This is a genomic window from Oceanobacillus saliphilus (assembly GCF_023522835.1).
GTDB lineage: Bacteria > Bacillota > Bacilli > Bacillales > Amphibacillaceae > Oceanobacillus > Oceanobacillus saliphilus.
In genome coordinates, this window is sequence record NZ_JALCZU010000001.1 from 304,427 (window position 1) to 328,940 (window position 24,514).

Consider the following 24,514-nt stretch of genomic DNA (forward strand, 5'->3'; position numbering starts at 1 on the left):
AAAATAATTCTATTACCTAATTTTTTTTATCTTTCGGAATCCATCTGTGAAGTACCTTAATGGATAGGTTATTTTCCAAGAGTGACTTTCCCTCATTTTGTTAATTCTATGTTTTGTCTGCTGCTTCTCCTTAAGACTTTGTTTTGTTTCCTGTTCCTTTTCCTTAAGTAGAATTTCCAATTCTCTAATAGACATAGAATTGTACCCATCTTGCCATTCAAAACCTAACTTAACAGGATGATTCCATACTCTTTCCTGTTTCACTGATATATGAAATCGGCGTTTGTTCTGCCAAATGTCTTGAAATTCATCAACTGCTTCCTTAGTTTCACCTGCAATAACCAACTCGAATAACCCTTCTTCCAGTTTTCGAATTGAACCAGATATCCTGCTCTTTAATGCATGTGTCCTTAGCCACATGTAGTATTCTTTACCTTCGACATTACCAGTTATTTTATACATTTTTGCAAACAGTCGACGGGGGCTACACGGAATTACTTCTACCTCTGATGTAGAGCTTCCTTTCAGTCCATTTTGTATACTTCCAAAGTCAAAATATATATTTGAATCACTCGTGTCCCTTTGTTTCGTTTCCGGAAAATAGAAGTCAATGATTTCTTTCGGAATATCTCTAGCTTTACCTTCAAGTGGGAATAGATGTGACCCAATTCCTGGCCGTGTATTTAATTCCAATACTACAGCTTCTCCTCTATTTTCATCCAAAATCATATCCACGCCGCAATGGATTAAGCCAGGAATTGCATTTGTCGCATCAATTGCAGTCTGTTTTTGTTTTTGTGTCAACTGTTCTGTAATATCTATTGGGTCCCCACCTCTGGAAACATTACTGATTTTTCTTAAGTAGATTATTTGTCCTTTTTCAGGGACCGTATCCAGTGTATAGCCAAGTTCAGTTAACATCAATTTAACTTCACGATCTATTTGAATTGGCCTAAAATGCAGATGAGGTATCTGTTTTCTAAAATCATTTTTTAGTCGAACAAGTTCTTTGATACTATGTTTTCCAGTACCTAATACATTTGCTGGTCTTCGGTTAGCAGCCCCCAAAACTCTCCCATTCAGAACATATACCCTTACTTCTTCACCTGTCACATACTGCTGAACAAGAATTTCTTTATAACCTAGTTTTTCACGTACATATTGCACGGAAGTCTCTAATTCCAACTCAGTTCTGATATTTGCAATTACCCCTCTCCCAGCTTTGCCATTTGTCGGCTTTACAACAAGAGGAAAAGATATTTGTTTAGATGCTTCAACTATCTCTTTATTTGATAATTCTTCATCAAATTTTTTCCCCAAGGGGATAGGTACACCAGCATTGAGTAGATAATCATTAGTTAAACTTTTACTATCACATATTTCAAAAGCTTCTTGTGTTACCATATCCCCACTTGACCCATTAAAGTAATGAATATGATCGCCATTACTTAAGCTGTAACGGATATGAAATTTATTATCCTCTTTTATATTGTAGAATTTTAGCTTTAAGCCTCTCCTCCATCCCTCCAAGGCGATGGTATACATACTTATTTGATTCTTCCTAGCTTCGACCGGGACAGCTTCCATAATATGAGGAATCCATACTGTCTGCTTATCTTTCATCATTCATACATCCCTTCATGCTTGTAACACAAAAATCTTCCTACTCCTTCAATTGGTTCGGAAAAGTTTTCTGCCTTGTCATTGGGTTGGTCACTCTATAATTTTATATCTATTGATTAATATTCATTTGTTTTTCAAAAACTAGGATGTTGGTTAGGGACGGTCTATTAGGTATGGATATTCCCCTTTATTCTCTTCACTACACCACCTAATGCACGGAGTGGTCTTGTTATTTGCCATGAATAGCTACCAATCATATTCTGATATTTCTTCTCCCATACTTTTTGGGCTTTCTTTATTTCTAAAAGGTCATTATCCTTATTATTTAATTCTTGAAGTATTGACTTTCTTTCCCCTTGTATTTCAAAACCAATTTTCAACGGTTCTTCCCACACTTCTTCTTCCACTCCAATTACTTCAGCATGTTGATTCGGTTCCATTAAATGCGTTTTGAATTGTGTTAGAGTTTCTTTATCCGGTCCAGCTACCACCACTTCAATATTATCGTCATCTAATTTAGCTATATATCCGATTAAAGATAAACTTAAAGCTTTAGTCTTCATCCAGTGATGATAAGATAATTTATGAACTGCGCCTGAAACTTTGTATCTTTGAGCATAATAGGATACCTTTTCTAAAGATTTCACTTGAGTCGACACAGCATTATTGTTGGCTATTGGTTCTAGAACTTCTTGTAAATCAAAATAAACTGGAGGTTTTTGCATTGCGTCCATTTTTGTTTCCGGGAAATAATAATCTATGATTGCTGCTGGAACATCCCTAGAGTCTCCTTTAATTGGAAATAAGATTCCACCCAATTGAGCAGTCGGATTAAGTTCAAGAACAACACCTATTTCTTCAGAACTGTGACTAGTATGTCTAATCAAATCAACCGCTCCATGATTGAGTCCTTTCACTGCCTGTATTGCTCTTACCGCTACATTTTTGATTGCTTCAGGGATTTCATCCAGTACATCAACCGGATCACCTCCTAGTGAAATATTGCTTTTATCACTTAAGAAAACCGTTTCACTTTTTGGTGGCACAGCATCAGCCGTATAACCTTTTTTTTCTATAAATTCAAGAGTTTCCTTACTTAACGTAATTGGACAACTAATTAGTCGAGGATTTAGGCTTCGATCCGAATTCTTACTATTTATTAAAGATTTGATAGAATTAACTCCATCCCCCACCACATGGGCAGGAATCCTATGAATAGCACCAACCACCTGACTTTCTACAACATACAAACGGTATTCGTCTCCAGGTATATATTTTTCAAGGATAATGTCTGGATAATTTAGCTCTGAGCGCACATAGGTAAGACTATAATCCAATTCATTTTGACTTGTTATATTTGAAATTACTCCTCTTCCAAAGCTTCCATCAGTTGGTTTAACAACAACTGGATAACCGATATCAGATGCATATTCCATAATCGTTTCATTTTTTATTTCAGCAGAAAACTGCTTTCCTTCCGGGACAGGAACACCAGCCTGTTTCAATGCCAGTTTAGTTTTATCTTTATCTTTACCAATTTCGACTGCCTCATTGGTTACTTTATCACCTCTAGTTCTAAAGAAATAATGTGTTTTTTCATTAGAACTAAGAGAAAAAAGCTGCCCCGGCCTATCAACGAACCACGTACTCATATCTTTAAATTTCTCATGATCCTTCGCGTGCCATTTAAGTGTAAGACCTCTTCTCCACCCCTCTAGAGCGACAACATATGCATCCAGCAAGTTCCCATGTGCATTTGCAACAATTTCATTGGAAAGATGCGGTAACCACTCTGTGTTAATCTCTTCCATCAGATTTCCTCCTAAATTTCCACCAATTAAACACTATCTATGATTTTCCTTCAGCTTTGTATAATGTGTAAACTGCTTACCATTTAATAGATCAATCTCAAGTCGTCCTTGCGCTTCGATAAAATAATCTCCGAGCCACTTGTCAGTTTCTGTATCAAATTCATCATAATTCCCAGGTTTTGGGGTGAATTCACCGAATACCAAGCCCTCATCAGATCTCAGAAAATCAATCCTTATAAAAGGAGCCGGTATTTCAGCACTGATGGTAGAGGCCTGGTTTATCTCATCGTCCGTTACACCACGACCTTTAAATAAACTTTCATCATACTTACCTGTCGCGATTCTTTCGCCAGCTTTTGTCCACCAGCAATATTTCAGCTCCGGATAGCGCACGATTTCTAATATAAGGGCGACTTTACCATAAAAACAATAAAATTTAATATCTCGGGCAGGAAGTTTTTCCTTTTTATTTTCTAAAATTAATTCTTCCACTAACCATTCATCTGTGTTGACCTGTCCGGAATCGATGTCTTTCTCCATACTTCGACGTAATAGTGGCCAATTCGTGAGTTTTTTTGCTTTTTTAATGTCTATTATATCATTAATGCTATAAACAAGATAAACCCCACGTCCACCGGCTCCATCTGCAGGTTTTATAACAATTCCTTCTTGTTCGGGAATGTCATTCAGCCGGTACGTTTGATCAGATAGCTGCGGGATTCGGATGTTCATTTGATTCATAAAGTGATACGCCATTTTTTTATCATCCAAAACCATTTCAGGAAGGCTCCCCTGAAGCTGGAGCTGCCTCATTCTCATATTCAAACTGGCACGGAAAGAGGAAGCTTGCTTTAATAAGATATTTTCTTCAGAAAGTCCTGATCTCACCATGAACTCAGGAATATCTTCCACTTTCAAACCAGACAGAACTTTAGAGTAGACAAGCTGTTTGTATTCGTACGTTTCTTTCTCAAACAACCTGGCTGAGGATTGCAGCAGATGATTATAATTTTGATCACTTTGCTTCTTCTTATTGATTAGCTTGTCCAATAAATCAACGAGCTTGCCCTCATCCTTTTGTTCCTTTGCGATTCTCCATACACTGTCATAGTCTAATCGTGCATTTTCGATTTTTAGTTCATTGATCAATTCCAGTGCAGCAATTAATTCATTTTGGGTAATGCCAAGCTCCTCTTCTAATTCGGCAATATATTGTTTTTGACCATTGCCCGATGGCACCCATTTACGAATGGAATTGGAACGTTGCCATGTTTTGCTTTTCTTAATGTTTTTGATTAGCTTTTCACTGTCTTTGATCTCAGTGTCGGTTTTTTTAATTTCAGCTTCTTTTTTAATTAACGCTTCGATTAATTTATCTGCTTCCTGTTTCTCCACCTGGTGTGACATTGCAGATTGATCTTGTTCACTTATGCTTTCTCGTTTATCTGTTTGATTATTTTTATTCTCACTGATTACAGCCACCCCCTTTCGCGTTATTCCAGAATAAATGGATTAGCTTCCACCATCCAGTTCTCTATAAATGAAATAAATGTCGCTTCTTTCCCTTCGTCTATGACTGGCCAGTTGTTCGTTGAAAGCTGAATGGACTTCAGTTCACGGTGATGATTTTCCATCAGATTCATACGTATTTCCTGATTAACCGGGTACCATTTTGCTGTTTTAGTGACATATTCACCGATATGTCTTGCACACTGCCGAATAGTGTAATTTTTTATTTTTCCTTCATGGGGCAGCTCCGTGATGATGACTCTGACAACCCTTGGGAATATTGTCGGTACATACTTCTGTTTTTCCTGAAAGATTGCAGGATTATGAACGATAAGAATGTCACAAGCTACAGATTCACCGTATACGAGCATTTGTATATGTTCACCATCTATCATCTTTCGAATCGATGGGTTTATTTCTTTTTTTATTTTAGCATCATATTGACTCATCTGAATCAATCCAGTACGCAAACCTTTATATTTGTATAGTTCTATTTGTTTCAATAGGTCTGTATCCGGTGTCGTTCTGAAATCAGAGATCATGATTATATCCAGGTGACGCCTGCCGGATACCTTCTCTTCCCGCTTTGGCCACATTGGTTCAGGCACTGGAAACGGACGCTCCTTCTGTGGGAAGGGGAAATACAGGGATTTCGCTTCTTTATGATAGAAGCGATATGCTTCTGCATACTCTTTCCGTATCCCCATTAAAAAACCGCTATATCCAAAGGCGGAATTTCCGGTGAGTGAACCGGATGATTGCATCGGAAACGATAGAGGACCAGTTTTCAAATCAACCAGCTTGTCTTTCCCAAAAACGGCTTCCAAACGGCGCTTAAATTCACTGTCTGCCGCGAACCGGATACTGTCCCAATATCCTACTTTTTCTACTACCGGTTCACGTCTGAACATAATGGAAGACATATTGGAGAAAATATATTGGCCGGGCATCCCTCTTCTGTATAATTTAAGATCCTCCGTTAGTCGAGCATGTTCGGATGTATTCGCGATAATATCTTTTTCTTCTATTAGATGTCGCACTTGTTTTTCTATTTTTTCAGGATGTGACCAATCGTCCGCATCATTGATTGTTATAAATTCACCTATCGCCTCTTTCAGGGCAATGTTACGAGCGGTATACGCTCCACTGTTGACAGGGGTTTGGAGTGGTTTCACTCTCCTGTCGCGTTCCGCATATTCGGCTATGATGGCAGGTGTATGATCTGTACTGCAATCATCCACAACCAAAACTTCCAGGTTGTTCCATGTTTGTGCGAGAACAGATTCGATTGCTACACGAATTCCCGATTCAGAATTATACGCAGGGATAATTACCGAAACTTTCGGTCCAGCTAGCCCTTGTTGTTGAATCGGGTCGGTTGTTAAATTATAATAGGCATTTACATTATCATTTTCCGATAGTTTTACCTCTTGCAAACCATATAATTTCAACGTTTTATTGATCCACTTCAAACGATCCGCACTTGTCGCTTCCAAATTGGCAGCAGCTAAATAAAGGTCACCATGGATCTGATTTTTCAATAAATCGCCAACAATTCGCCTGCCTTCTTCTGGTTCACCGAGAAGGTCATAAGCCTCCGCTTTTAAAATTGCAGCTTTACGAAGGGAAGCTAAATCCTTAACCTTATACATGGCCAGTTCTATATAATCAAGTGCAATTTTTGCTCCGATATCCGTCAGCTTATTCGCATACCACAAGCCAAGCTCCCAGGCTATTGCTTTTTTAAAATAGGGATCTTTCGTATGGAGAAGCATTGTCTGTAAATCTGACGATGCTCTTTCTTCAAAACCTAAATCATATAAATGATAGTTATATTTTTTTAGTTTATTTGCAGCATTTTTCTGTTTATAGGTTTTACTGTAGACCTGTTTGATGTTCCTTCTTCCAAGCGCATAGGCAGGAATAGCCTTTATCTTGGACATTCCTGCCTTTTTAAATTTAGTCAGCTTCTGGATTGTGTCCTGTACTTTCAAGAATTCCCGTTTATAGAATTCCAGGCTTTGTTTCAGTTCTTCATTCTGCGCTTTTTTAGCTTCAAGAAGTTGATCCATTTCCTCGAGCTGTTGCTTTCGTTCTTCATTTGTCTTCCGGGTTGCTTCATTAAGAGACTCTTTATTCATCATAAGCCATCCCAGGCTCCCAGACGTGATCGTGATAGCTAACTTCATCCTTTACACTTAAATGACTCTCACTTATGCTCTGCTTTACATCACGTGTAGCTGGAAACCATTCTCCTTCATGATTAAAATAATCTTTCAAGTTTCTTTGGCTTTCCTGCATATTAGCAGGCAGCCGACTGATTACAACATGTACGGCATCTGCTTTGACCTCCGGGATGTACCGTTGATGCTCCTCCAAAACAGTGGGATTGATAACGATCAATCTATCTGTTTGAATCTTTTCACCGTATACAAGCATCTGTACCCTATCGCCATCCAGCAGTTGTCTAATGTCTCTCTTTATCTCTTTTTCTGCATTTAAATGATATTGATTCAACTGCACGAACCCGATTCGACAATCCTTTTTCAAATAAAGCTCATGGATCATTTTCTTTTCGTCTGTGTCGATTGTTCTGAAATCTGTCGCAATCACGATGTTAAAGATGCGGCTTCCAGATGGCTTCGCTTCCCTGTTGGGCCACATTGGTTCAGGTACATGAAATGGTCTTGACTCCATTGGAAACGGGTACCGTAGTGACTGTGCTGTTTGATGATGATATTCCAGACTTTCAACATACTCTTTGCGCACTCCCATGAAAAATCCATTGTATCCGAATGCAGAACTACCGGTAAGGGAAGTGACGGATTGTCTAGGTAACGATAAAGGTCCTGACTTCAAATCGACATAGCTATTTTTCCCGAAAACGTTAATAAGACGCCGTTTAAACTCGCCGTCTGCTGCAAAACGGACACTATCCCAATAACCAACTTTCTCTAATACCGGTTCCCGTCTGAACATGATAGACGACATATTCGGGAATATATATTTACCTGGTGTTCCGCGACGATATAGCTTTAAGTCTTCCGTTAAACGGGCGTGTTCTGACGTATTGGCAATCACGTGTTCATTTTTTATTAAATGGTTAACTTGGATTTCAAGTTTTTCTGCGTGAGACCAGTCGTCTGAATCATTGATTGTCACAAACTCACCTGACGCTTTTTGCAATGCGATATTACGGGCGACATATGGTCCGCTATTGACAGGGGTAGACAGTAATTTCACTCGTGAATCCTTTTCAGCATATTCCCGGATAACTGCTGCCGTCTGATCCGGACTGCAATCATCAACCGCGAGCAGTTCCAGATTCGTCCAAGTTTGCGAGAGAATAGACTCAATCGCAACCCTGATTCCACCTTCTGCCTTAAATGCCGGAAGGATAACAGAAACTTTTGGACCTTCCACGATTTTTCTGTTCATATCTAGCGTTCTCAGATCATCGTATTCCGGTTTTCTGTCTTCTGATGCAAATTCAATTGGCTGCAAGGTATAATTCGTCATTGCCCGATTGATCCACTTGACACGCTCAGCGATATCATTTTCCAAATTAGCTGCTGCAAGGTATAAATCAGCATGTTGCTGCCGTTTCAGCATCTCATCAATGACATGCTTAGCCTTGTCCAACTCGTTACAAGTTTCATACAACTCAGCTCGAATGATGGCTATTCGTCTCAGCTGGTTCGCTTCTTTTTCGCCATGTGCTGCTGCCTCACTATACTCGAGTGCTTTCTTTGCATCTGCTTCCGTCAATTGATTCGCATGCCATAGCGTTAACTCCCACGCGGCAAGTCTTCTGAGTTGAGGGTCTTTGATGTTTTCAAAAAAATAAGTCAGTTCAGCAAGTGCTCTTTCCGTAAAACCCAAATTGTACAGGTGGTACTTTATCTGTTTCAGCTGCTGCCTTTGCTCCTGCTTTCTTCCCATTAGACGCTGCTTTATCTTTTTCTTTTGTTCATCTGTAAGAAGATTGAGCAGCGTTTTTCTCTGTTTTTCATTTAAAACGGTATATAACAGCCAGTCAGCTGGACCTGTAATTGCTTTTTTTATTGTGCTAATCATTTATAGACACCACCATATCGTACAATTATTCTTTTTCAGTTGCTTTTCTTTTATTGATGATTTTACTCCTTGGATTCGGTTTTTTATTATTTATGCCGAGTGACTCCCTATACTTTGCAACTGCTTCTTCCGCTGTTCCGTCAAAGCGGACCTGGCCTCTTTCCATCCAGATTCCTCTCGTGCAGACTTTTTCCACAAAGTTCATACTATGAGAAACGATAATTACTGCTTTCGCATGTTCCATCATGTCCTGGATACGTTCACTTGCCTTTTGCTGAAATGCCATATCCCCTGTAGAGAGTGCTTCATCAATAATGAATATATCCGGTTTCAGAATGGCTGCAATACTGAATCCGAGCCTTGATTTCATTCCGGATGAGTATTGTTTGACAGGTTTATCAATTGCTTTATTTAACCCCGAGAATTCAACAATTTCGTCAAACTTGGATTCTATTCGTTTTTTGGGTATACCTAGCAGCATGGCATTAAGATAGACATTATCCCTTCCTGACAGCTGGGCGTTAAATCCTGTACCATAACCGAGAAGGGACGAGGTTTCTCCCTTCAATTCAATGTTTCCTTCGTCAGGTCTAAGGATATTTGTCAGCACTTTACAAAGCGTACTTTTCCCGGCACCATTATGACCGATGATCCCGACAACTTCCCCTTCTTTTATTTCAAAGTTAACATCTTTTAAGGCCCAGAATGTACCTGAATTAAGTTCAAAGGAAACGCCGACATTTTCTGCTTTTACGATCGTTCTATCTTTAATATCTGTCTCGGTTTTGTTTAGCTGCAGGCTTCTTTTTTTCCTTGGCGGTGCAGCTGGAACAGTAGCCTTATAATGTTCCACTACTTCTTTTGGATCACCAATCTCCCTGACATGTCCGCCGTCAATCCACATCAGTCTGTCGCAGTTTCGTTCGGCATAGCGCAAACTATGGGTGACGATAATAACCATCTTAGCTTGTTTTACTAGTACTTTCATTTTTTCTGCAGCTCTTCTGCTAAATTTTGCATCACCAGTATTTAATGCCTCATCAAGTATAAGGATTTCCGGTTCCAGATGTGCTGCCACACTAAAGCCAAGTCTTGCCTTCATTCCGCTTGAGTAATACTTCATTGGCTGATCGATAAAATCTCCGATATCGGAAAAATCATGGATCTCGTCAATATAATGATTGATTAGCTCTTTGTTTATTCCGAGCATCATTCCATTCAAATAGACATTCTCGCGTCCGGTCAATTCCTTATTAAATCCCATACCGAATGAAAATAATGCTGTTACTTTTCCATCTACTTTGATATTTCCTTTGTCTTCCTGAAGAATGCCGGCGATGATTTTGCTTAGTGTTGTTTTCCCGGCGCCATTGGATCCAATTATTCCGAGAATTTCACCTTGGTGGCCTGTGAAATCAATGTCTTTTAATGGCCATACAGGTTCTTTCTTTTCTTTTCTGCCTTTAAACATTCCGAAAGCGAGTGATTTGATATCATCACGGTATCTGCTGTCTTCAAAGGAAACACCAATATTTTCAGCAACAATGACATCTTCCTGCGATGCTGGCTGATTGTTTTTATTTTCCATATTAAAACCTCTTTTATGATGGGCTTTTGTGATAGTTGTTGCTTTATACCCACACGATTGGTATATAATGCGACGTCGGATAAGGTGCTTCGGCGACCGCTCTGGAAAATACACTGCGCTTTTCGCGGGCGGCTGGTGAGCCAACTTGCGCTAAAGCGCTGCGCTGTCTCACCGATGCCTCTGCTCCCGCAGAAGTCTCCATGTATTTCCCAGAGCTAGTTTGAAGATTGCTGCTAATACTCCACGCAGTAGCCGAAATAGAATCATACAGTTTCACCAGTCCGGGTGAGCGGCGGGCGGTGACTCCTGCGGGAACAGCACGTGTCCGAAGACCCCGCAGAGTGGTTTTCTCGAGGAGGCTGAGGCCGTGCCCGCGGAAAGCATCCGCCCAGAGCGATCCCGGACGGCAGCAGAAGCACATATCTCCGGGATAAACCTAAGTTATGTCGCAGTTTACGGATTTTCGGTGGAACGAGTAACCGCAGTCCCACTTTTTCATAAAACAGCTTTTATTATAAAGCTTTAATAATTTTATGTTCATTTTTGCTGTAGTAATAAAGCATGAATATACCTAATGCCACAGAAATGATGAATATAACGAGAAGTGCCATCATGTTCGGTGTCTGGTGGTCGATTAAGATATCTCTGTAGGATGTAACCAATATTGCCACAGGGTTATATTCCACCAATACTTTCAGCCAATCCGGCAGACGTTCGCTTCTTAATAACCTGGCACCTTCCCAGATGATTGGTGATGCATAGAAAAAGATACGAGTGACGTACGTAAGCAAGTTCTCGATGTCCCTTACAAATATAGTAATGTATGCGAGGAACAATCCTAACGCCAAATGAGCGATCAGCTGGATAAAGATGATCAACGGTAAATAAACAATATGCCAATCAGGCATTACACCATATATCACGAGAAACAACGCGATTACGATTAACCCAAAGGAGAAGTTAAACAATTGAGTCAGCGTAAACGATAATGGAAATAAAGACTTTGGCAAGTACACTTGATTAATGATGGAACTATATCTCAAGATCGACCTTGATGAAGAACTTATACTTGTACTGATCCAGCGCCAGACTACTAGTCCAACAACAAGGAAGAGCGGATAGTTTTCGCCACCGCGTTCGAGTACGATAACAACCAAGAAATAATAGACCAATACGTTTAGTAATGGGTCGAGCAGCCACCAGAAATAGCCTAGATAGCTATTTCGGTGTTCAGCTTTCAATCCGGATTTCACCAGATAGAACAGCAAATCTTTCCTTTTTAACATTTCCTGTATATAATTTTTCATAAATACGATGACACCGCCTAGTATATAAACATACAACCAATTGATTCAGTTAATTATGTTTACCCTTTAGTTTAATAATCAAATTACATATAAAGCAATATCACTACTTTATTATAATTTTAATATTATTTTTTATTTCACTTAATTATAATTATATTCATCAAAAATAATAGAATCTACCGCTTCGTTCTCCACTTGATAAGATCCCTGATGGACCTTACTGCATAATGGGAGAAATACCAAATACTTTTAGGGAGACTCTGTTTTTCGATCTCTCTGAAAACATACCAGTTTCGTTTGGCTGCTTTCCATTTATTGCTCGAGATCGAGTTATCTACGAGCCTGTACTCCGCCAATATTTCTGGTAAACCATATGCAAGGAAGCCATTCTTCGTAATCGTAAGCCAATAGACATAATCCTGTCTTGTCCGTATATTGACCATTTTCAAATTGCCGATTTTTTCCCTGTCAAGCATAACTGTAAGGCAACCGATGACACATCGCTTCATCAAGTCATCATAATTGACGGATTCAGGTGCCTCGCTCACAGCATTTGTCTTCGTTCCGTCTTCCAGTATTCGAACATATTTTGTGAAAGAAAAAGCAATTTCCTTCTCGCGCATAAAACTTAGCTGTTTCTCCAGCTTTTCCGGCAGCCACAAATCATCACTGTCAAGAAATGCAATATACTGTCCTTTTGCATTTTCCATTGCCGTGTTCCTAGCCACAGCGGAACCACTGTTTTCTTCCAAGACGAAAAGTTTTATTCTTTTATCCCGCTCCATATATTCTTTCACAATTGAAGTCGTATTATCAGTGGAGCAATCATCCACGATAACCATTTCCCAATTCGAGTAGGTCTGATTTAAAACCGATTCAATTGTGTACCCAATAAATTTCTCCGCATTATAGGAAGGAGTAATTACTGAAATAAGTGGGTTGCGTTCCATTTAATCACCTATTCCTTCTTGTATACTACCAGTTTTTTCAATGTGAAGGAGTTCCCGGTACCAGGAAACGAGTTTTTTCTCCTCTGTCCCCCAATTCAATTCTTCCATCACAGCTCTTTTTCCGTTTTCCCCCATCTTTTTTGCTTCTTCTGGGTTATCTCTCAGATAGGAAATTGCCTGCCTTATTTCATTATCATCAAATGGATTGACTGCAATTCCGCAATGATACGTTTCAATAAAGTTTTTCCAAACAGGGAAATCAGAGCAAATGACCGGTATTCCAGCGTTCATATACTCGAAAAATTTAGTCAGTTCCTTTTTCTTATAATGCTCTGTAGGTGGGAACAGCGCGATGCCTGCGAGCCAGTTCGTTTTTAAATATCGATCTTCAATCACTTCTTTTTCGATAAACTGGTCAATTCCCTCGATAATCAAATGATCCTTTTGATCCCCTGCCGCAGCATACATCTTCTCAGCAAGCTCACTTGGGCATTTACCTACAAAATGCACCTGGACGCTTTCATCAATTAATGGAATTTTGGAGTGAAGCATTGCACCTCTTACAATGGATACATTACCAGTATACAATAATTTGTTTTCCGCTCGTTCTTTCCGATTGCTGTTCAGGAAGTTTTCGTTAATTGTAGGGTAATTGAGAATGCATTTTCCTTCAGGGTAAATATCTTTATAATATTTTTCGGCAAGACAGAGTTCAAAATCCCGGGTGAAAAACTTCTCTATAAACTTATACGCAGAAGCAATCACTTTTCTTACGGGCATGCTCATATAATCCTTTTGTAAAATACTCGTAATGTAATCTTCATGGACATCATAAATGACTACATTTCTTTTATTTTTCAATAGCCATGCAACAGGTAGAAGCTCCGGATCATGGAAGTGGTACACATCAGCATTTAGTTTTTTGGCCTCTCTATATGCACGAAATGCCCCAAGTGTCATTCTTTTCAGCCTGCTATTGTATTTTTTTAATGGGATATGTCTGATTGGTTTATCATCCGCTGTATGATTGTCACCTTCCTGGGCAATTAACGTAACATCAAAGCCCGCATTTTGCAGTGACTTGCATTCTTTATGATAGATACGTGGATCATATGGATGATGCACAGTTGTCAGCTGTACTACACGCTTTGGAGTATGCATACTCCTTCATCTCCTGTTCACAAGTTATTTCTTTTAATAGTTCTGCTGAAATACTTTCTCGTATTTTTTAACAATCTTTTTTGCGTGGAACGTGCCGGCACGTTCCAGACCTTTTTGAATGGCATGATTCAATTGTTCTTCATTCCATGTCAGTGTTTCATATATTTTTTCGCCCAATGCGTTTACATCCCCAACTTCACACATTAACCCATATTCGCCATCATTCAATACTTCTTTGGCTCCAGGCTGTGCCTTCGTTGAAACAACCGGTGTCCCTGTAGCAAGTGCTTCCGCAAGCACATGACCGAAACCTTCTCGTTTTGACGACAGGACAAACACATCAGCTTGCTTGAAGTATATATAAGGATTTTGCTGAAATCCAAGAAAGTAAACTCTATCTGCAATATGTAATTCTTCTGCAAGGCTTTTTAATTCACTTTCCAGTTCTCCTTCACCAAGAATTATCAGTTTCGCATCGATCCGATTATTTACTTCCGCAAAAGCTCTGATTAAAGTCTCTTGGTCCTTATCTTTAACTAATCTTCCAGCCGTAATAATTATTTTTTCATGACCGGCAAAAATCGGCAGGTGATTTTTAGCTATCGTACCGTCGTTCATATCGCGCTCTATACTGTCTATATCTACCGGATTGTAGATTACTTCTACCTTATCTGATTTAACTTTATAGCGATTAACAATATTTTCTTTAACGCCACTAGAGAGTGCTATTACTTTACTAGAAAGCTTATAAAGCAAGCCATAAATTCTCAGTTTCAGGTTGGAAGCAGGTGTGCCCCCAAGATATGCCGCTTCACGGACAATATTTTTTGCTCCACTAAAGGAGAAAAGATTCGCCAGTATCGCGATTGTATTGTAATTCGGAATCGTGCTGAATACGATGTGGGCACGTTGTTCTCTGATCACCTTTGCCAATGGGAAAATTGCTGACCTCAATCGCTTTGTCTTCAGTTTGATAAATTTTATTTCCGGGTCTAGGTACTGTTCATAATTCCCGTCATAATCTAATGTAACCAAAACCGGATTAAATTTGGTACGGTCTATATTATTTAGGATGTTCAATAATGTACGTGCTGCGCCACCTGCACCCATTTGATAAATAAAAAATATAATTCGTTTCTTTTCCAATATACAGTCATCCTTTGTAAGGCAATTCATTTTAGAAGACTTGGCATTCGCCAAACCTTTTGCAAATGTGTTGATTGTCTTATGCAGATAGGCATGTTTCACCTTTCTTACCTGCTAAAAAATCGTAATTACACTGAACGAATTATAACATAGCATAATGAATAAATAAATTGTCGAAATGATTACAAAAGCGCAGGCGACTGGTCAGAAAGCGTTGTTTAAATAAGGAAGCGGAAAGCGCATGGTTTTGTTGCCAGTGTTTATGACGGCAGCTTCTACGACGGATTGGACGTAGCTGTTTATGTAACTCCATTTATTACTGGCAACATTTTATGCTTTTTTGCTTTTACAAAAAGGGATCTGATATACTCAGATCCCTTTTTCCGGCTGTTCCTCATCGGACTTTATATCAAATATGATGAAAGTCTATCAGTTAATCTAATGACAACATAAGCAATGTATCTCAGCCCTCTTAGTTCTACTATGCCTTATTTTTCAATTTCACTACTTTGCGAAAGGTTTTATCCCGCACTAGCGGGACATTTTGAAGCCTGAGTAACGCTTCACTTTATTGAAGGTCGCCCTATGGAGTGGTATTCGACTCCACTTGCCCTTGCTGCTTCCAATGAATGGCAGTTTCTGCCATCAAAGATAATCGGTTTAGCCATGTACGCCTTATAGTTTTCCAACGGGAACCTTTTTATTTCGGCCCATTCGGTTAGAATCAACACCAAATCTGCTCCATCAATTGCTTCTTCAATACCTGTTGCATAAGTTACTTTACTTGAAAGTACTTTCTTGGCATTATCGATAGCAACGGGATCATAGGCGGAAATGATTGCACCGTGTTCAAGCAGTTTTTCCGTTACGGATATGGATGGTGCTTCCCGCATATCGTCCGTATTCGGCTTAAATGCCAATCCTAATACAGCAATCCTTTTACCATGGATATCCTTGTAACTGTTCAGTACTTTATCAACCAAAATGTCTCTCTGACGTTCATTCGCGTCCACTACATTTTCAAGTATTGGCATTGGATAATCTGCCTGTTTCCCGATAGATATAATTGCTCTCGTATCTTTCGGGAAACACGAACCGCCATAACCTATTCCTGCATTCAGGAAATTCTCACCAATCCGCTTATCCATGCCAATCCCTTTCGCTACAAGGTCAATGTTCGCACCTATTTTTTCCGAAAGGTTTGCCATTTCATTGATGAAGCTTATTTTTGTCGCTAAAAAAGCGTTGGATGCATACTTAATCATTTCTGCACTCCGAAGATCCGTTTTTAAAATAGGCAAACCGAAGCCCTCATTGATTTTCTCAAGCAGTTCCAGTGCATGTTCATCGTCTGATCCAATCACAATTCGATCTCCGTTAAAGGTGTCGTATACAGCAGATCCCTGACGCAGAAATTCCGGATTAGAAGCTATTTTTATATTGACCTCTTTTTTAAGATCCATTTCTATTTTTTGCTTTATATATTCATTCGTACCAACTGGGACGGTACTCTTGGTCACGATTATTACATCGTCTTCAAGGTTTTGCGCAATGGACTCGCAGGCACGGTTAACAAAGGTTAAATCCGCTGATCCATCGTCACTCTGCGGCGTTCCAACTGCGATATAAACGACCTTTTTCCCTTGCAAGCCTTCTTTGTAATCGGAGGTAAAGTTTAGTTTACCGTTTTTAATATTTTCCTCCATTAGTTCGGTAAGTCCTTCTTCATAGATGGGACTAATTCCTTTTTTCAAGGTGTTTACTTTCTCTTTATCAATATCTATACAGGTTACTTCATTTCCGATATGAGCCAGGCAAACGCCTGTAACAAGGCCAACATAGCCTGTGCCAATCACTGATATTTCCATAGCTGTCTTCCACTCCCGTTTAATAACTTCTTAAGCTAGCCAATTTCTGTTCCATATATGCTTTAATATCCTCGTGCAAGTCCGGTCGGTTTAAAGCAAAATCAATCGTTGCCTGTACAAAACCCAACTTACCTCCAATATCGTAGCGCTGGCCATTAAAGTTATATGCCAGAACCTGCTGCTTTTCGTTCAATTGGTTTAATGCATCTGTTAGTTGGATTTCACCGTCTTTTCCGGGCTCCTGATTTTTAAGAATATCAAATATTTCCGGCGTAAGTACGTAACGCCCCATGATGGCCAAATTGGATGGCGCATCTGCCTGTGATGGTTTTTCCACCAAAGACTTAATTGCACGAATCGAACTGCCATCCTCTGTTGCGGCAGGGTTGATGATACCATACTTGGAAACATCTTCCCAAGGGATATCGTGAACACCGATGACAGATTGTTTATTTTCATCATAGACATTGATCAATTGTTTCAGACAAGGTTCCTCTGATACGACTATATCGTCCCCAAGCAATACGGCAAACGGTTCATTGCCGATAAAACTATGTGCACAGGCAATTGCATGTCCGAGACCCCGAGGCTCCTTCTGTCTTATATAATGGATATTGGCTAAATTGGAAATGGATTGGACCATTTCAAGCATTTCGAGTTTGCCCTTTTCCATGAGTTTTTCCTCGAGCTCATATGATTTATCGAAGTGATCTTCTATCGCTCTTTTTCCGCGGCCGGAAATAATAATAATGTCTTCTATTCCTGATGCTACTGCTTCTTCAACTATATATTGAATGGTTGGTTTATCTACAATCGGGAGCATTTCTTTCGGTTGGGCCTTTGTAGCCGGCAAAAAACGGGTACCTAAGCCTGCTGCTGGTATGATGGCTTTTTTTACGTTCATTAGCTTGCTCTCCTATTCTTTTTATATGTCGGTGATTCCACTTATAATATTACCATATATCCATTAAAATTCACGTGGTGAGGGGGAATGTCCAATCATGAAATGGGAAGAAATGCTTTTTATTGTTTTATTCAACTTAATATGATTTCTATTAGAAATTAAACCGCTATACATGCTAAACTTATAAATGTATAATATTGAGCATAGATGAAATAAACTAACTGATAAAAGGCAGGCAAAAAAGATGAGTTTATTTAACAAGATTCAGGCGCATGAAGAAAAAATATCTGTCATTGGACTTGGCTATGTTGGTCTTCCATTAGCCGTAGAATTCGCAAAAAAATATGATGTTGTTGGCTATGACTTAAATAAGCAGAAACTAAATCAATATATGAATGGTGTGGACGTTACAAATGAGGTAGGGAATGAAATGGTGAAGAAAACTACCATGTTGTTCACCGATGATGAAAGTGAACTGAAAAACTGTAAATTTCATATCGTGGCAGTTCCTACTCCAATCAATTCAGATAAAACACCTAACTTAAATCCAGTCATCGGTGCAAGTGAAACAGTAGGCCGTCAATTGACAAAAGGTTCTATCGTTGTCTATGAATCAACAGTCTACCCTGGAACAACAGAAGAGATTTGCATTCCGATTCTGGAAAAATTATCGGGTCTTGAATATGGTGTCGATTTCAAAGTTGGATACTCTCCTGAGCGCATCAATCCGGGTGACAAAGTAAATACATTAACAAAAATAACAAAAATTGTTTCCGGTTCTGACGAGGAAGCACTTAAAGAAATATCTGAATTATATGCTTCCATTATCGAAGCTGGCGTATATGAGGCAGAATCCATTAAAGTTGCTGAAGCTGCAAAGGTTATCGAGAATTCACAAAGAGATATCAATATTGCGTTCATGAACGAGCTCTCCATGGTTTTTAATAAAATGGAGATTGATACAAGAGCAGTTCTTGAAGCGGCGGGAACAAAATGGAACTTCCTAAATTTCACACCTGGATTGGTGGGCGGACACTGTATCGGAGTTGACCCTTACTATTTCACTTATAAAGCAGAGCAACTTGGCTACCATTCTCAGATCATTCTCTCAGGGAGAAAAATTAATGACGATATGGGCAAATATATTGGCGGCAATATCATTAAGAAAATGATAAAAGCCAAGCAGGAAATTGATGGAGCACGCGTAGCAGTATTGGGCCTTACTTTCAAAGAGAATGTCAGCGACGTACGCAATACAAAAGTAATCGATATCGTAGAAGAATTACAAGAATACGGTGTCGAAGTCATTGTTCATGACCCTCTTGCCGATAAAGAAGAAGTTTCAGACGTGTTCAACATTCAATTAGCTGAGAAAGAAGAGTTAAGGGATCTTGATGCAATCGTCCTAGCTGTTCCACATAAAGTATTCAAAGAGGACTACACGATTGAAATGCTGGATGAAATGTACAAAAATGAAACAAAAGTATTAATCGATATAAAAAGCATTCTCAATAAAAAAGAATATGAATCAAAAGGTTATAAATATTGGAGTTTATAATGTTCCAGCCCCCTTGTTTTGGGGGCTTTTTTTATAGTTTATTACTCTATTTCTGATTCCGATTATCACTAATCATGATATAATTAAAGTAAGGAACCCCAACTAAAAGGAGGTGAAACCAAGCATCCTGCATAGTTATGGTAACGCATTCATAAATTGTTCTGTAAGGAGTGATTTTTAATGAAAAAGAAAATGATCACTTTAGCAATCGTAACATTCCTTGCTGGGGCGACAGTCACGTATGCTGCTGCCAACTATTATGCACAGTTACTTGCAGAACAACAGGAGCAAATGACACAGGAAGTGGAAGAGATTTATGAAGTGCGCCAAGCCGAAATGGGGGAACAGATTCGCCATGATATGGTGATGGTTGTAGAGACAGAAAGACAAAGAATCATGGAAGAGGCTACAAATTATCTTCATGAAAAATTGAACCAGCAACAACAAGATCGTATGAATGAGCATACTGCTGAGATTCGGGCTGAGGCCGATCGCATCCTAAAGGAGTTAAAGATTGAAATTGATCAATTATTTGAAGAATAGCTATACAAGGAAAAACCCTTAATCGTTGTGCAACAAGGAGAAAGTGTCCGTGGAGCTTTTACGGGGATTAAGGGTTATTTCATGTGCGATTTCATACGATCCTCACATACTTCTCTTCACTTCTAAATCTTCCTCTTAAAGCTAACATTGCTAGAGCTGGAAAAAGCATATACATCCATATTGATTTCCTCACCTACATTCCCACCTCCTGCCAATTAGGCACTGTTTCCGGATAAAAAATAGCCTGGTATTTTTCCAATTCGTCCGTTCCTACTAAAATTTTTGGGAACTTTTGCATTTGTTTCATCTGATCAATTGTGTTTACTGGCCACACCGCAATGGGTATACCCTCTTTTTCAAACGTGTTTACGTATTCTTTATTCAATTTACGGTAGTGCTTTACGACATAAAATGATATGTTCAGTGGTTTTAGGAGTTCATATTCATGGGGAAGCAGTTCATTTGCTAATGGGCCAATCTGCAATTTTTTGGAGATAACTCTGAGCCTTGCGAGGGAGTGATGATTAAATGAGACAAGATAAGCCTGATCCAGTACTTCTAACTGGTTTAGGATTTCAAACACCTTTAATTCCAGACCGTGATAAAATCCAGTCTGTTTTAATTCAATAAAGACTTTTATCCGATTCTTGGTCAAGCGCAATACTTCCTCAAGTGTCGGGATTTTTTCGTCATGATTAATGGTATAGTTTTGCAATTCCTTTACTGTATAGTTTTTGATTTCCCCATACCCATCTGTCATACGGTCGATGGTATGATCGTGCATGACTACTGGAACACCATCTTTACTTAAATGAACATCAAGTTTTGTATGTGTGAATCCTAAATCAATTGCTGCCTGAAAAGAAGATAATGTGTTTTCCGGAAATTTAAGTGAATAACCTTGATGGGCTATACCTCGAATTGTCATTAAATCATCCCTTCTCGTTTTTAGGAAGTGTCAATCGATATCTAGTCCGCTATACATACATTATAGTTGAATTTTGTAAATAATACGTTAATTTAGCTTATCGATTGTGTAAATTATTAATAGGTCCAGTCTAATTGACTGGACCTTTATTGGATATGCCATTCTATTTTATCGGCTTGTGCTTACTTTTTCCTTGATTATCATGCTTGTTTTTACTTTGGTTCCAATCTGGAGATCCTTTTATTTTCCCATTGAATTCATAGACGGCAACCGTACCTGAAACTTCATGTGCTGCTGCAAGCAGGGCGTTTCCTGTAGGGCTCTGCTCTGCCGGGATAAACTGCAGACCTTCTGGAGATACATCCCCACTGACATCCTCACTGAAATCACGGCTTGAGATTAGTTTCGTGAATTCCGGGTTTAAAGGGTCAGATAGATCGTAGACCATGATTCCGCTAAAACGTTCGAGGGCAATGAAAGCATACGTTGTTCCATCAATTACTCCGCTTACGACCGTTTCTGGCTCAGGACCTTTCGCATCACTGCGGCCATCGTATTTTAGTTCATCATTATTTGTATTAAAATGTTCTGGCATGGCTTCAGCTATAATACTTTCAAAGTCGCTGCCGCTGTCATAAAGGATTTCCATCGTTTCTGCATCAAAAATGGAGAAGCTGCGGGCTCCATAGGTGTGCAGGGATTCATAGATTCCATCTTCATTTTTGCCTTCTTCAAGGGTAATTTTCGTTTTCCCTAATTCATCAAGCAGCCCAGCAGCAACAGCTTGATCCAGTTCTTCCTGTGTATATCCTTCATAATGATCGGCATTCAGCTGGATTTTATTCTTAATATCTTTGATGCTCGCTTCTTCTGAATAGCCATCGTAATCACGTGCATCTCCTTCGTTCGGTGTCAGGATATATGTTTTTCCTTCATGTGTAAATGTATCAATTGCGTCCGGCATATAGAATCCGAGCAGTGGTTGCTTTTCTATTTTCGTTTCGCCGTTGTCTTTTGCATCTATTTCATTTCCCGGTATGGAATGGTCTTTCATTCCAAGTCCTTTAACGTGGAGAATTTTTTCATTTTCAAGGTCAACGGTTGCGATTGCATTATTTTCCTGTAATGCAACATAGGCTGTTTGACTGTCTTCTGAAACTGCAACATATTCCGGTTCCAGCTGCTGTAAGGTTGTTCCTTTTGAACTGATCCTTACTTTCTCGTCCAGTTCAACCCCTTCAAATGTAAGGTTATTGCCTGTGAACTCAGCTGGATCACCTGTCACATCAATAATCGAAATCGAACCTTCAGGATCAACGGAATAATCTTCACTTGGTTCCCCTTCATTGGCGACGACCGCTTTCGTACCGTCCGGTGTAAAGGTAACCATATCCGGCAATGAGCCAACTTGCACATGATTAAGATACTCCCCAGCTTTTGTAGTGAATACAATGAAGCCTGGATCTGTCTTCGGATCACTTACTGCTGAAATTGCTAGCAGATCTTCCGTTGGATGAGATGCAATACTCGTAATATCATCTATTTCTTCTATTCCAAAATCTTTAAGTAGAATGCGTTTCTCAGATTCGACTTGTGAATAGTTTCCCGATTTCAGTTTATGAAACGAAATAATATCGAACCCAGCTGCAGCACCGTTTGTTACAAATGCACGCTTTAGTTTGGAATCATAAGCCAGTATTTCCGTGCCACCTTCGCCCAGACCGCTATTATATTGTGCTGCTTGTGAAACGGTCAGTTCTTTATCACCATATTCGAATAAAGGCGGTTGTTCTGCAAAAACATTGAAAGGTATTGCACTGGTTAATAGAACGGCGGCTGTAGCACCTGTTACGAATTTATTTTTAAATGTCATTATGTTGTGCCTCCCATTTTCTCTTTCATTTGTCATATTACAGGAGGGATGTTAATTGGTTGTTGGATTTGTGTGGTTTTTTGGTTAAGATTGGGTGGATGTTTTGAGAGCTTAGACATGGAGCGCTCAGTGGTTTGGGTGAGCGCCTAGTTCAGATATTGGAGCACTCAGCGAACCGGGCCAAGCGCTTAATGTCAGTTTCGGAGCATTTACACATCACGGCCAAAAGCCAAGCCATCTCCACCAAGTGAAAGCAACGAGTATTGTAATAATCGTACTTGCAATGGTTGAATATAATCCCGGTAATAAGAAGTCTCGCTGACTAATTTTACCACTACTATAGACAACTACATTTGACATTGTTTCTACGATAAGGATATAACCAAGCAGAATAGTCACTGATGCCGCAAAGCTTATAACTACTGGGTCAAGCCCCGCTTGTTGCGATAGGCTGATTAGTACGGGCATGATAGTCACCACTGCAGTTGAAACATTGGTTACTCCTAAGTGGTAGATTTGGGAAACAATGACGGCAAGTGGAATTGCTAGCCAAGGGTTAGAAAAGACTTCTAACACAAAATCAGGTGTCACAAGAACCTCTAGGAGATCGATTGCACCTGACTCAATCAGTGCAAATCCTAATGATAGGGTAGCACCAATTAGCAGCACCATATCAAAATTCACATCAATCATTTTTTTCCATTGCACAAATCCTATGCCAGGCATTGTCATTAAAATAACTGCTAATAATGCTCCGAATGTAGGATGATATCCATGGAAGGGCTCTGTAACCCATATCAAAATCGTAAATCCGAGAATTCCTAAACATTTTTTATCTTCTATCGTATATGGTCCTATCTTTTGTAGATTTTCATTCATTTCCTCTTGAAGTATATTAAATGAAAACTTCTCTGGAGGGAAAGATTTCCACAAAATAAAAGGAACAACTAGCATGAGCAATAACCATATTGGCAACGCATAGATAAACCACTCTACATAGGAAAGGGTTGTCCCCAAATATAAACGGAGAATCTCTACCGTCAATATATTTCCAATTGCGGCTGTTAAGATAGCAACTCCACTGACATTCCCTGCGAACGCTGTGCCGACGAGCAGCAACTTACTGAAATTGGTTTCTTTTTTTGCGCCGACTGCATCCAGTGTTGAAGAAACAAGTGGCATCATCAGTGATGTTCTTACGGCAGTAGATGGGATAATAAAAGCTTGTAATTGCATCAATGAAAATAACGAGATAAAGATTCCTTTGGCAGACTTTCCCCATTTTGATAGTAAACGGTAGGTGAGGCGATCCATTAAATTAGTCTGATTGACGCCCGTTGCTATCATCATTCCTGCAATTATAAGCAGTACTGCTGGTGATGCAAATCCGCTAAGCGCTACTTCCATTTCCACAGATTGCAATAAGATCAATAATACGAGTACAAGCAGTGAAGTCATGCCAATCGGTATTGGCACGAATGCCCATAAAATAAGACCATACATCATAATTCCAATCGTCGTTCTCGCTCCCCAACTCACTTGTTCCGGTAAAAAATAGATAATGGAAACTAGCAGAATTGTGGCGAAAGTCATTATAACCATTCGATTTGAAATTAACATCTTTAGCTTTTTCGTTTTGTACATTTTTCATAACCTTCTTCAGCAAAA

18 protein-coding genes are annotated in these 24,514 nt (G+C 39.3%); 2 read left to right on the top strand and 16 right to left on the bottom strand.

The annotated features are described in order from the left end of the window. Positions 1-12: 12 nt before the first annotated feature. The 13 genes from MN204_RS01300 to galU form a co-directional block, all read right to left on the bottom strand. On the bottom strand, positions 13-1,626 hold the full coding sequence (locus tag MN204_RS01300; protein ID WP_249869259.1) for an acylphosphatase: 1,614 nt from the start codon (positions 1,624-1,626) through the stop codon (positions 13-15). Between the two features lie 164 nt (positions 1,627-1,790). After that, positions 1,791-3,434, bottom strand: coding sequence for an acylphosphatase (locus MN204_RS01305; RefSeq protein WP_249869260.1), 1,644 nt, complete (start codon positions 3,432-3,434; stop codon positions 1,791-1,793). A gap of 33 nt (positions 3,435-3,467) precedes the next feature. Next, positions 3,468-4,916, bottom strand: a complete 1,449-nt coding sequence (locus MN204_RS01310) for an ATP-grasp fold amidoligase family protein (protein ID WP_249869261.1) — start codon at positions 4,914-4,916, stop codon at positions 3,468-3,470. A gap of 11 nt (positions 4,917-4,927) precedes the next feature. Further along, positions 4,928-7,084, bottom strand: coding sequence for a glycosyltransferase (locus MN204_RS01315; protein ID WP_249869262.1), 2,157 nt, complete (start codon positions 7,082-7,084; stop codon positions 4,928-4,930). Then, positions 7,077-9,020 (bottom strand): glycosyltransferase family 2 protein, encoded by a 1,944-nt coding sequence (locus MN204_RS01320; protein ID WP_249869263.1) that lies wholly within the window; start codon positions 9,018-9,020, stop codon positions 7,077-7,079. Before MN204_RS01320 ends, MN204_RS01315 begins: the two co-directional genes overlap by 8 nt. Before the next feature lie 25 nt (positions 9,021-9,045). After that, positions 9,046-10,608 carry an ABC transporter ATP-binding protein gene (locus MN204_RS01325; protein ID WP_249869264.1) on the bottom strand — a complete coding sequence of 521 codons (1,563 nt, stop codon included), beginning with the start codon at positions 10,606-10,608 and terminating at the stop codon, positions 9,046-9,048. A gap of 43 nt (positions 10,609-10,651) precedes the next feature. Continuing rightward, the gene (locus MN204_RS21210) at positions 10,652-10,780 is read right to left on the bottom strand and encodes a hypothetical protein (protein WP_306798544.1); all 129 of its coding nucleotides are present in this window, start codon (positions 10,778-10,780) and stop codon (positions 10,652-10,654) included. A gap of 340 nt (positions 10,781-11,120) precedes the next feature. Beyond that, entirely contained in the window at positions 11,121-11,915 is a 795-nt protein-coding gene (locus MN204_RS01330) for an ABC transporter permease (RefSeq protein ID WP_249869265.1), read from the bottom strand. Between the two features lie 176 nt (positions 11,916-12,091). Then, the gene (locus MN204_RS01335; protein WP_249869266.1) at positions 12,092-12,865 is read right to left on the bottom strand and encodes a glycosyltransferase family 2 protein; all 774 of its coding nucleotides are present in this window, start codon (positions 12,863-12,865) and stop codon (positions 12,092-12,094) included. Next, the gene (locus MN204_RS01340) at positions 12,866-14,026 is read right to left on the bottom strand and encodes a glycosyltransferase family protein (RefSeq protein ID WP_249869267.1); all 1,161 of its coding nucleotides are present in this window, start codon (positions 14,024-14,026) and stop codon (positions 12,866-12,868) included. A gap of 33 nt (positions 14,027-14,059) precedes the next feature. Further along, positions 14,060-15,274: a glycosyltransferase gene (locus MN204_RS01345; protein WP_368858634.1), complete on the bottom strand. Its 1,215-nt coding sequence runs from the start codon at positions 15,272-15,274 to the stop codon at positions 14,060-14,062. A 461-nt stretch (positions 15,275-15,735) separates the two neighbouring features. Continuing rightward, on the bottom strand, positions 15,736-17,040 hold the full coding sequence (locus tag MN204_RS01350) for a UDP-glucose dehydrogenase family protein (RefSeq protein ID WP_249869268.1): 1,305 nt from the start codon (positions 17,038-17,040) through the stop codon (positions 15,736-15,738). 19 nt (positions 17,041-17,059) lie between these two features. Further along, on the bottom strand, positions 17,060-17,944 hold the full coding sequence (galU, locus tag MN204_RS01355) for a UTP--glucose-1-phosphate uridylyltransferase GalU (protein ID WP_249869269.1): 885 nt from the start codon (positions 17,942-17,944) through the stop codon (positions 17,060-17,062). Positions 17,945-18,188: 244 nt separating this feature from the next. Between galU and MN204_RS01360 the strand changes: the two genes are divergently transcribed. After that, positions 18,189-19,502 (top strand): nucleotide sugar dehydrogenase, encoded by a 1,314-nt coding sequence (locus tag MN204_RS01360; protein WP_249869270.1) that lies wholly within the window; start codon positions 18,189-18,191, stop codon positions 19,500-19,502. Between the two features lie 180 nt (positions 19,503-19,682). After that, complete coding sequence (locus MN204_RS01365; RefSeq protein WP_249869271.1) at positions 19,683-20,045, top strand: hypothetical protein; 363 nt, start codon at positions 19,683-19,685, stop codon at positions 20,043-20,045. A gap of 193 nt (positions 20,046-20,238) precedes the next feature. On the opposite strand, the gene MN204_RS01370 is transcribed toward MN204_RS01365, so the two are convergent. From MN204_RS01370 to MN204_RS01380, 3 genes are all read right to left on the bottom strand, one after another. Next, a complete protein-coding gene (locus MN204_RS01370; protein WP_249869272.1) occupies positions 20,239-20,973 on the bottom strand; it encodes a glycerophosphodiester phosphodiesterase in 735 nt (244 codons plus the stop codon). A gap of 163 nt (positions 20,974-21,136) precedes the next feature. Then, complete coding sequence (locus MN204_RS01375) at positions 21,137-22,846, bottom strand: choice-of-anchor I family protein (RefSeq protein WP_249869273.1); 1,710 nt, start codon at positions 22,844-22,846, stop codon at positions 21,137-21,139. A gap of 216 nt (positions 22,847-23,062) precedes the next feature. Beyond that, entirely contained in the window at positions 23,063-24,490 is a 1,428-nt protein-coding gene (locus MN204_RS01380; RefSeq protein WP_249869274.1) for an SLC13 family permease, read from the bottom strand. Between the last annotated feature and the right edge of the window lie 24 nt (positions 24,491-24,514).

Excerpts from the sequence above, each read along its gene's own strand:
- galU (WP_249869269.1), bottom strand. The coding sequence starts at position 17,944 with ATGAACGTAAAAAAAGCCATCATACCAGCAGCAGGCTTAGGTACCCGT.
- MN204_RS01305 (WP_249869260.1), bottom strand. The coding sequence starts at position 3,434 with ATGGAAGAGATTAACACAGAGTGGTTACCGCATCTTTCCAATGAAATT.
- MN204_RS01325 (WP_249869264.1), bottom strand. The coding sequence starts at position 10,608 with ATGGAAAATAAAAACAATCAGCCAGCATCGCAGGAAGATGTCATTGTT.
- MN204_RS01370 (WP_249869272.1), bottom strand. The coding sequence starts at position 20,973 with ATGACAATTCGAGGTATAGCCCATCAAGGTTATTCACTTAAATTTCCG.
- MN204_RS01300 (WP_249869259.1), bottom strand. The coding sequence starts at position 1,626 with ATGATGAAAGATAAGCAGACAGTATGGATTCCTCATATTATGGAAGCT.
- MN204_RS01365 (WP_249869271.1), top strand. The coding sequence starts at position 19,683 with ATGAAAAAGAAAATGATCACTTTAGCAATCGTAACATTCCTTGCTGGG.
- MN204_RS01360 (WP_249869270.1), top strand. The coding sequence starts at position 18,189 with ATGAGTTTATTTAACAAGATTCAGGCGCATGAAGAAAAAATATCTGTC.
- MN204_RS01330 (WP_249869265.1), bottom strand. The coding sequence starts at position 11,915 with ATGAAAAATTATATACAGGAAATGTTAAAAAGGAAAGATTTGCTGTTC.
- MN204_RS01340 (WP_249869267.1), bottom strand. The coding sequence starts at position 14,026 with ATGCATACTCCAAAGCGTGTAGTACAGCTGACAACTGTGCATCATCCA.
- MN204_RS01315 (WP_249869262.1), bottom strand. The coding sequence starts at position 7,084 with ATGAATAAAGAGTCTCTTAATGAAGCAACCCGGAAGACAAATGAAGAA.
- MN204_RS01335 (WP_249869266.1), bottom strand. The coding sequence starts at position 12,865 with ATGGAACGCAACCCACTTATTTCAGTAATTACTCCTTCCTATAATGCG.
- MN204_RS01320 (WP_249869263.1), bottom strand. The coding sequence starts at position 9,020 with ATGATTAGCACAATAAAAAAAGCAATTACAGGTCCAGCTGACTGGCTG.
- MN204_RS01380 (WP_249869274.1), bottom strand. The coding sequence starts at position 24,490 with ATGTACAAAACGAAAAAGCTAAAGATGTTAATTTCAAATCGAATGGTT.
- MN204_RS01375 (WP_249869273.1), bottom strand. The coding sequence starts at position 22,846 with ATGACATTTAAAAATAAATTCGTAACAGGTGCTACAGCCGCCGTTCTA.
- MN204_RS01350 (WP_249869268.1), bottom strand. The coding sequence starts at position 17,040 with ATGGAAATATCAGTGATTGGCACAGGCTATGTTGGCCTTGTTACAGGC.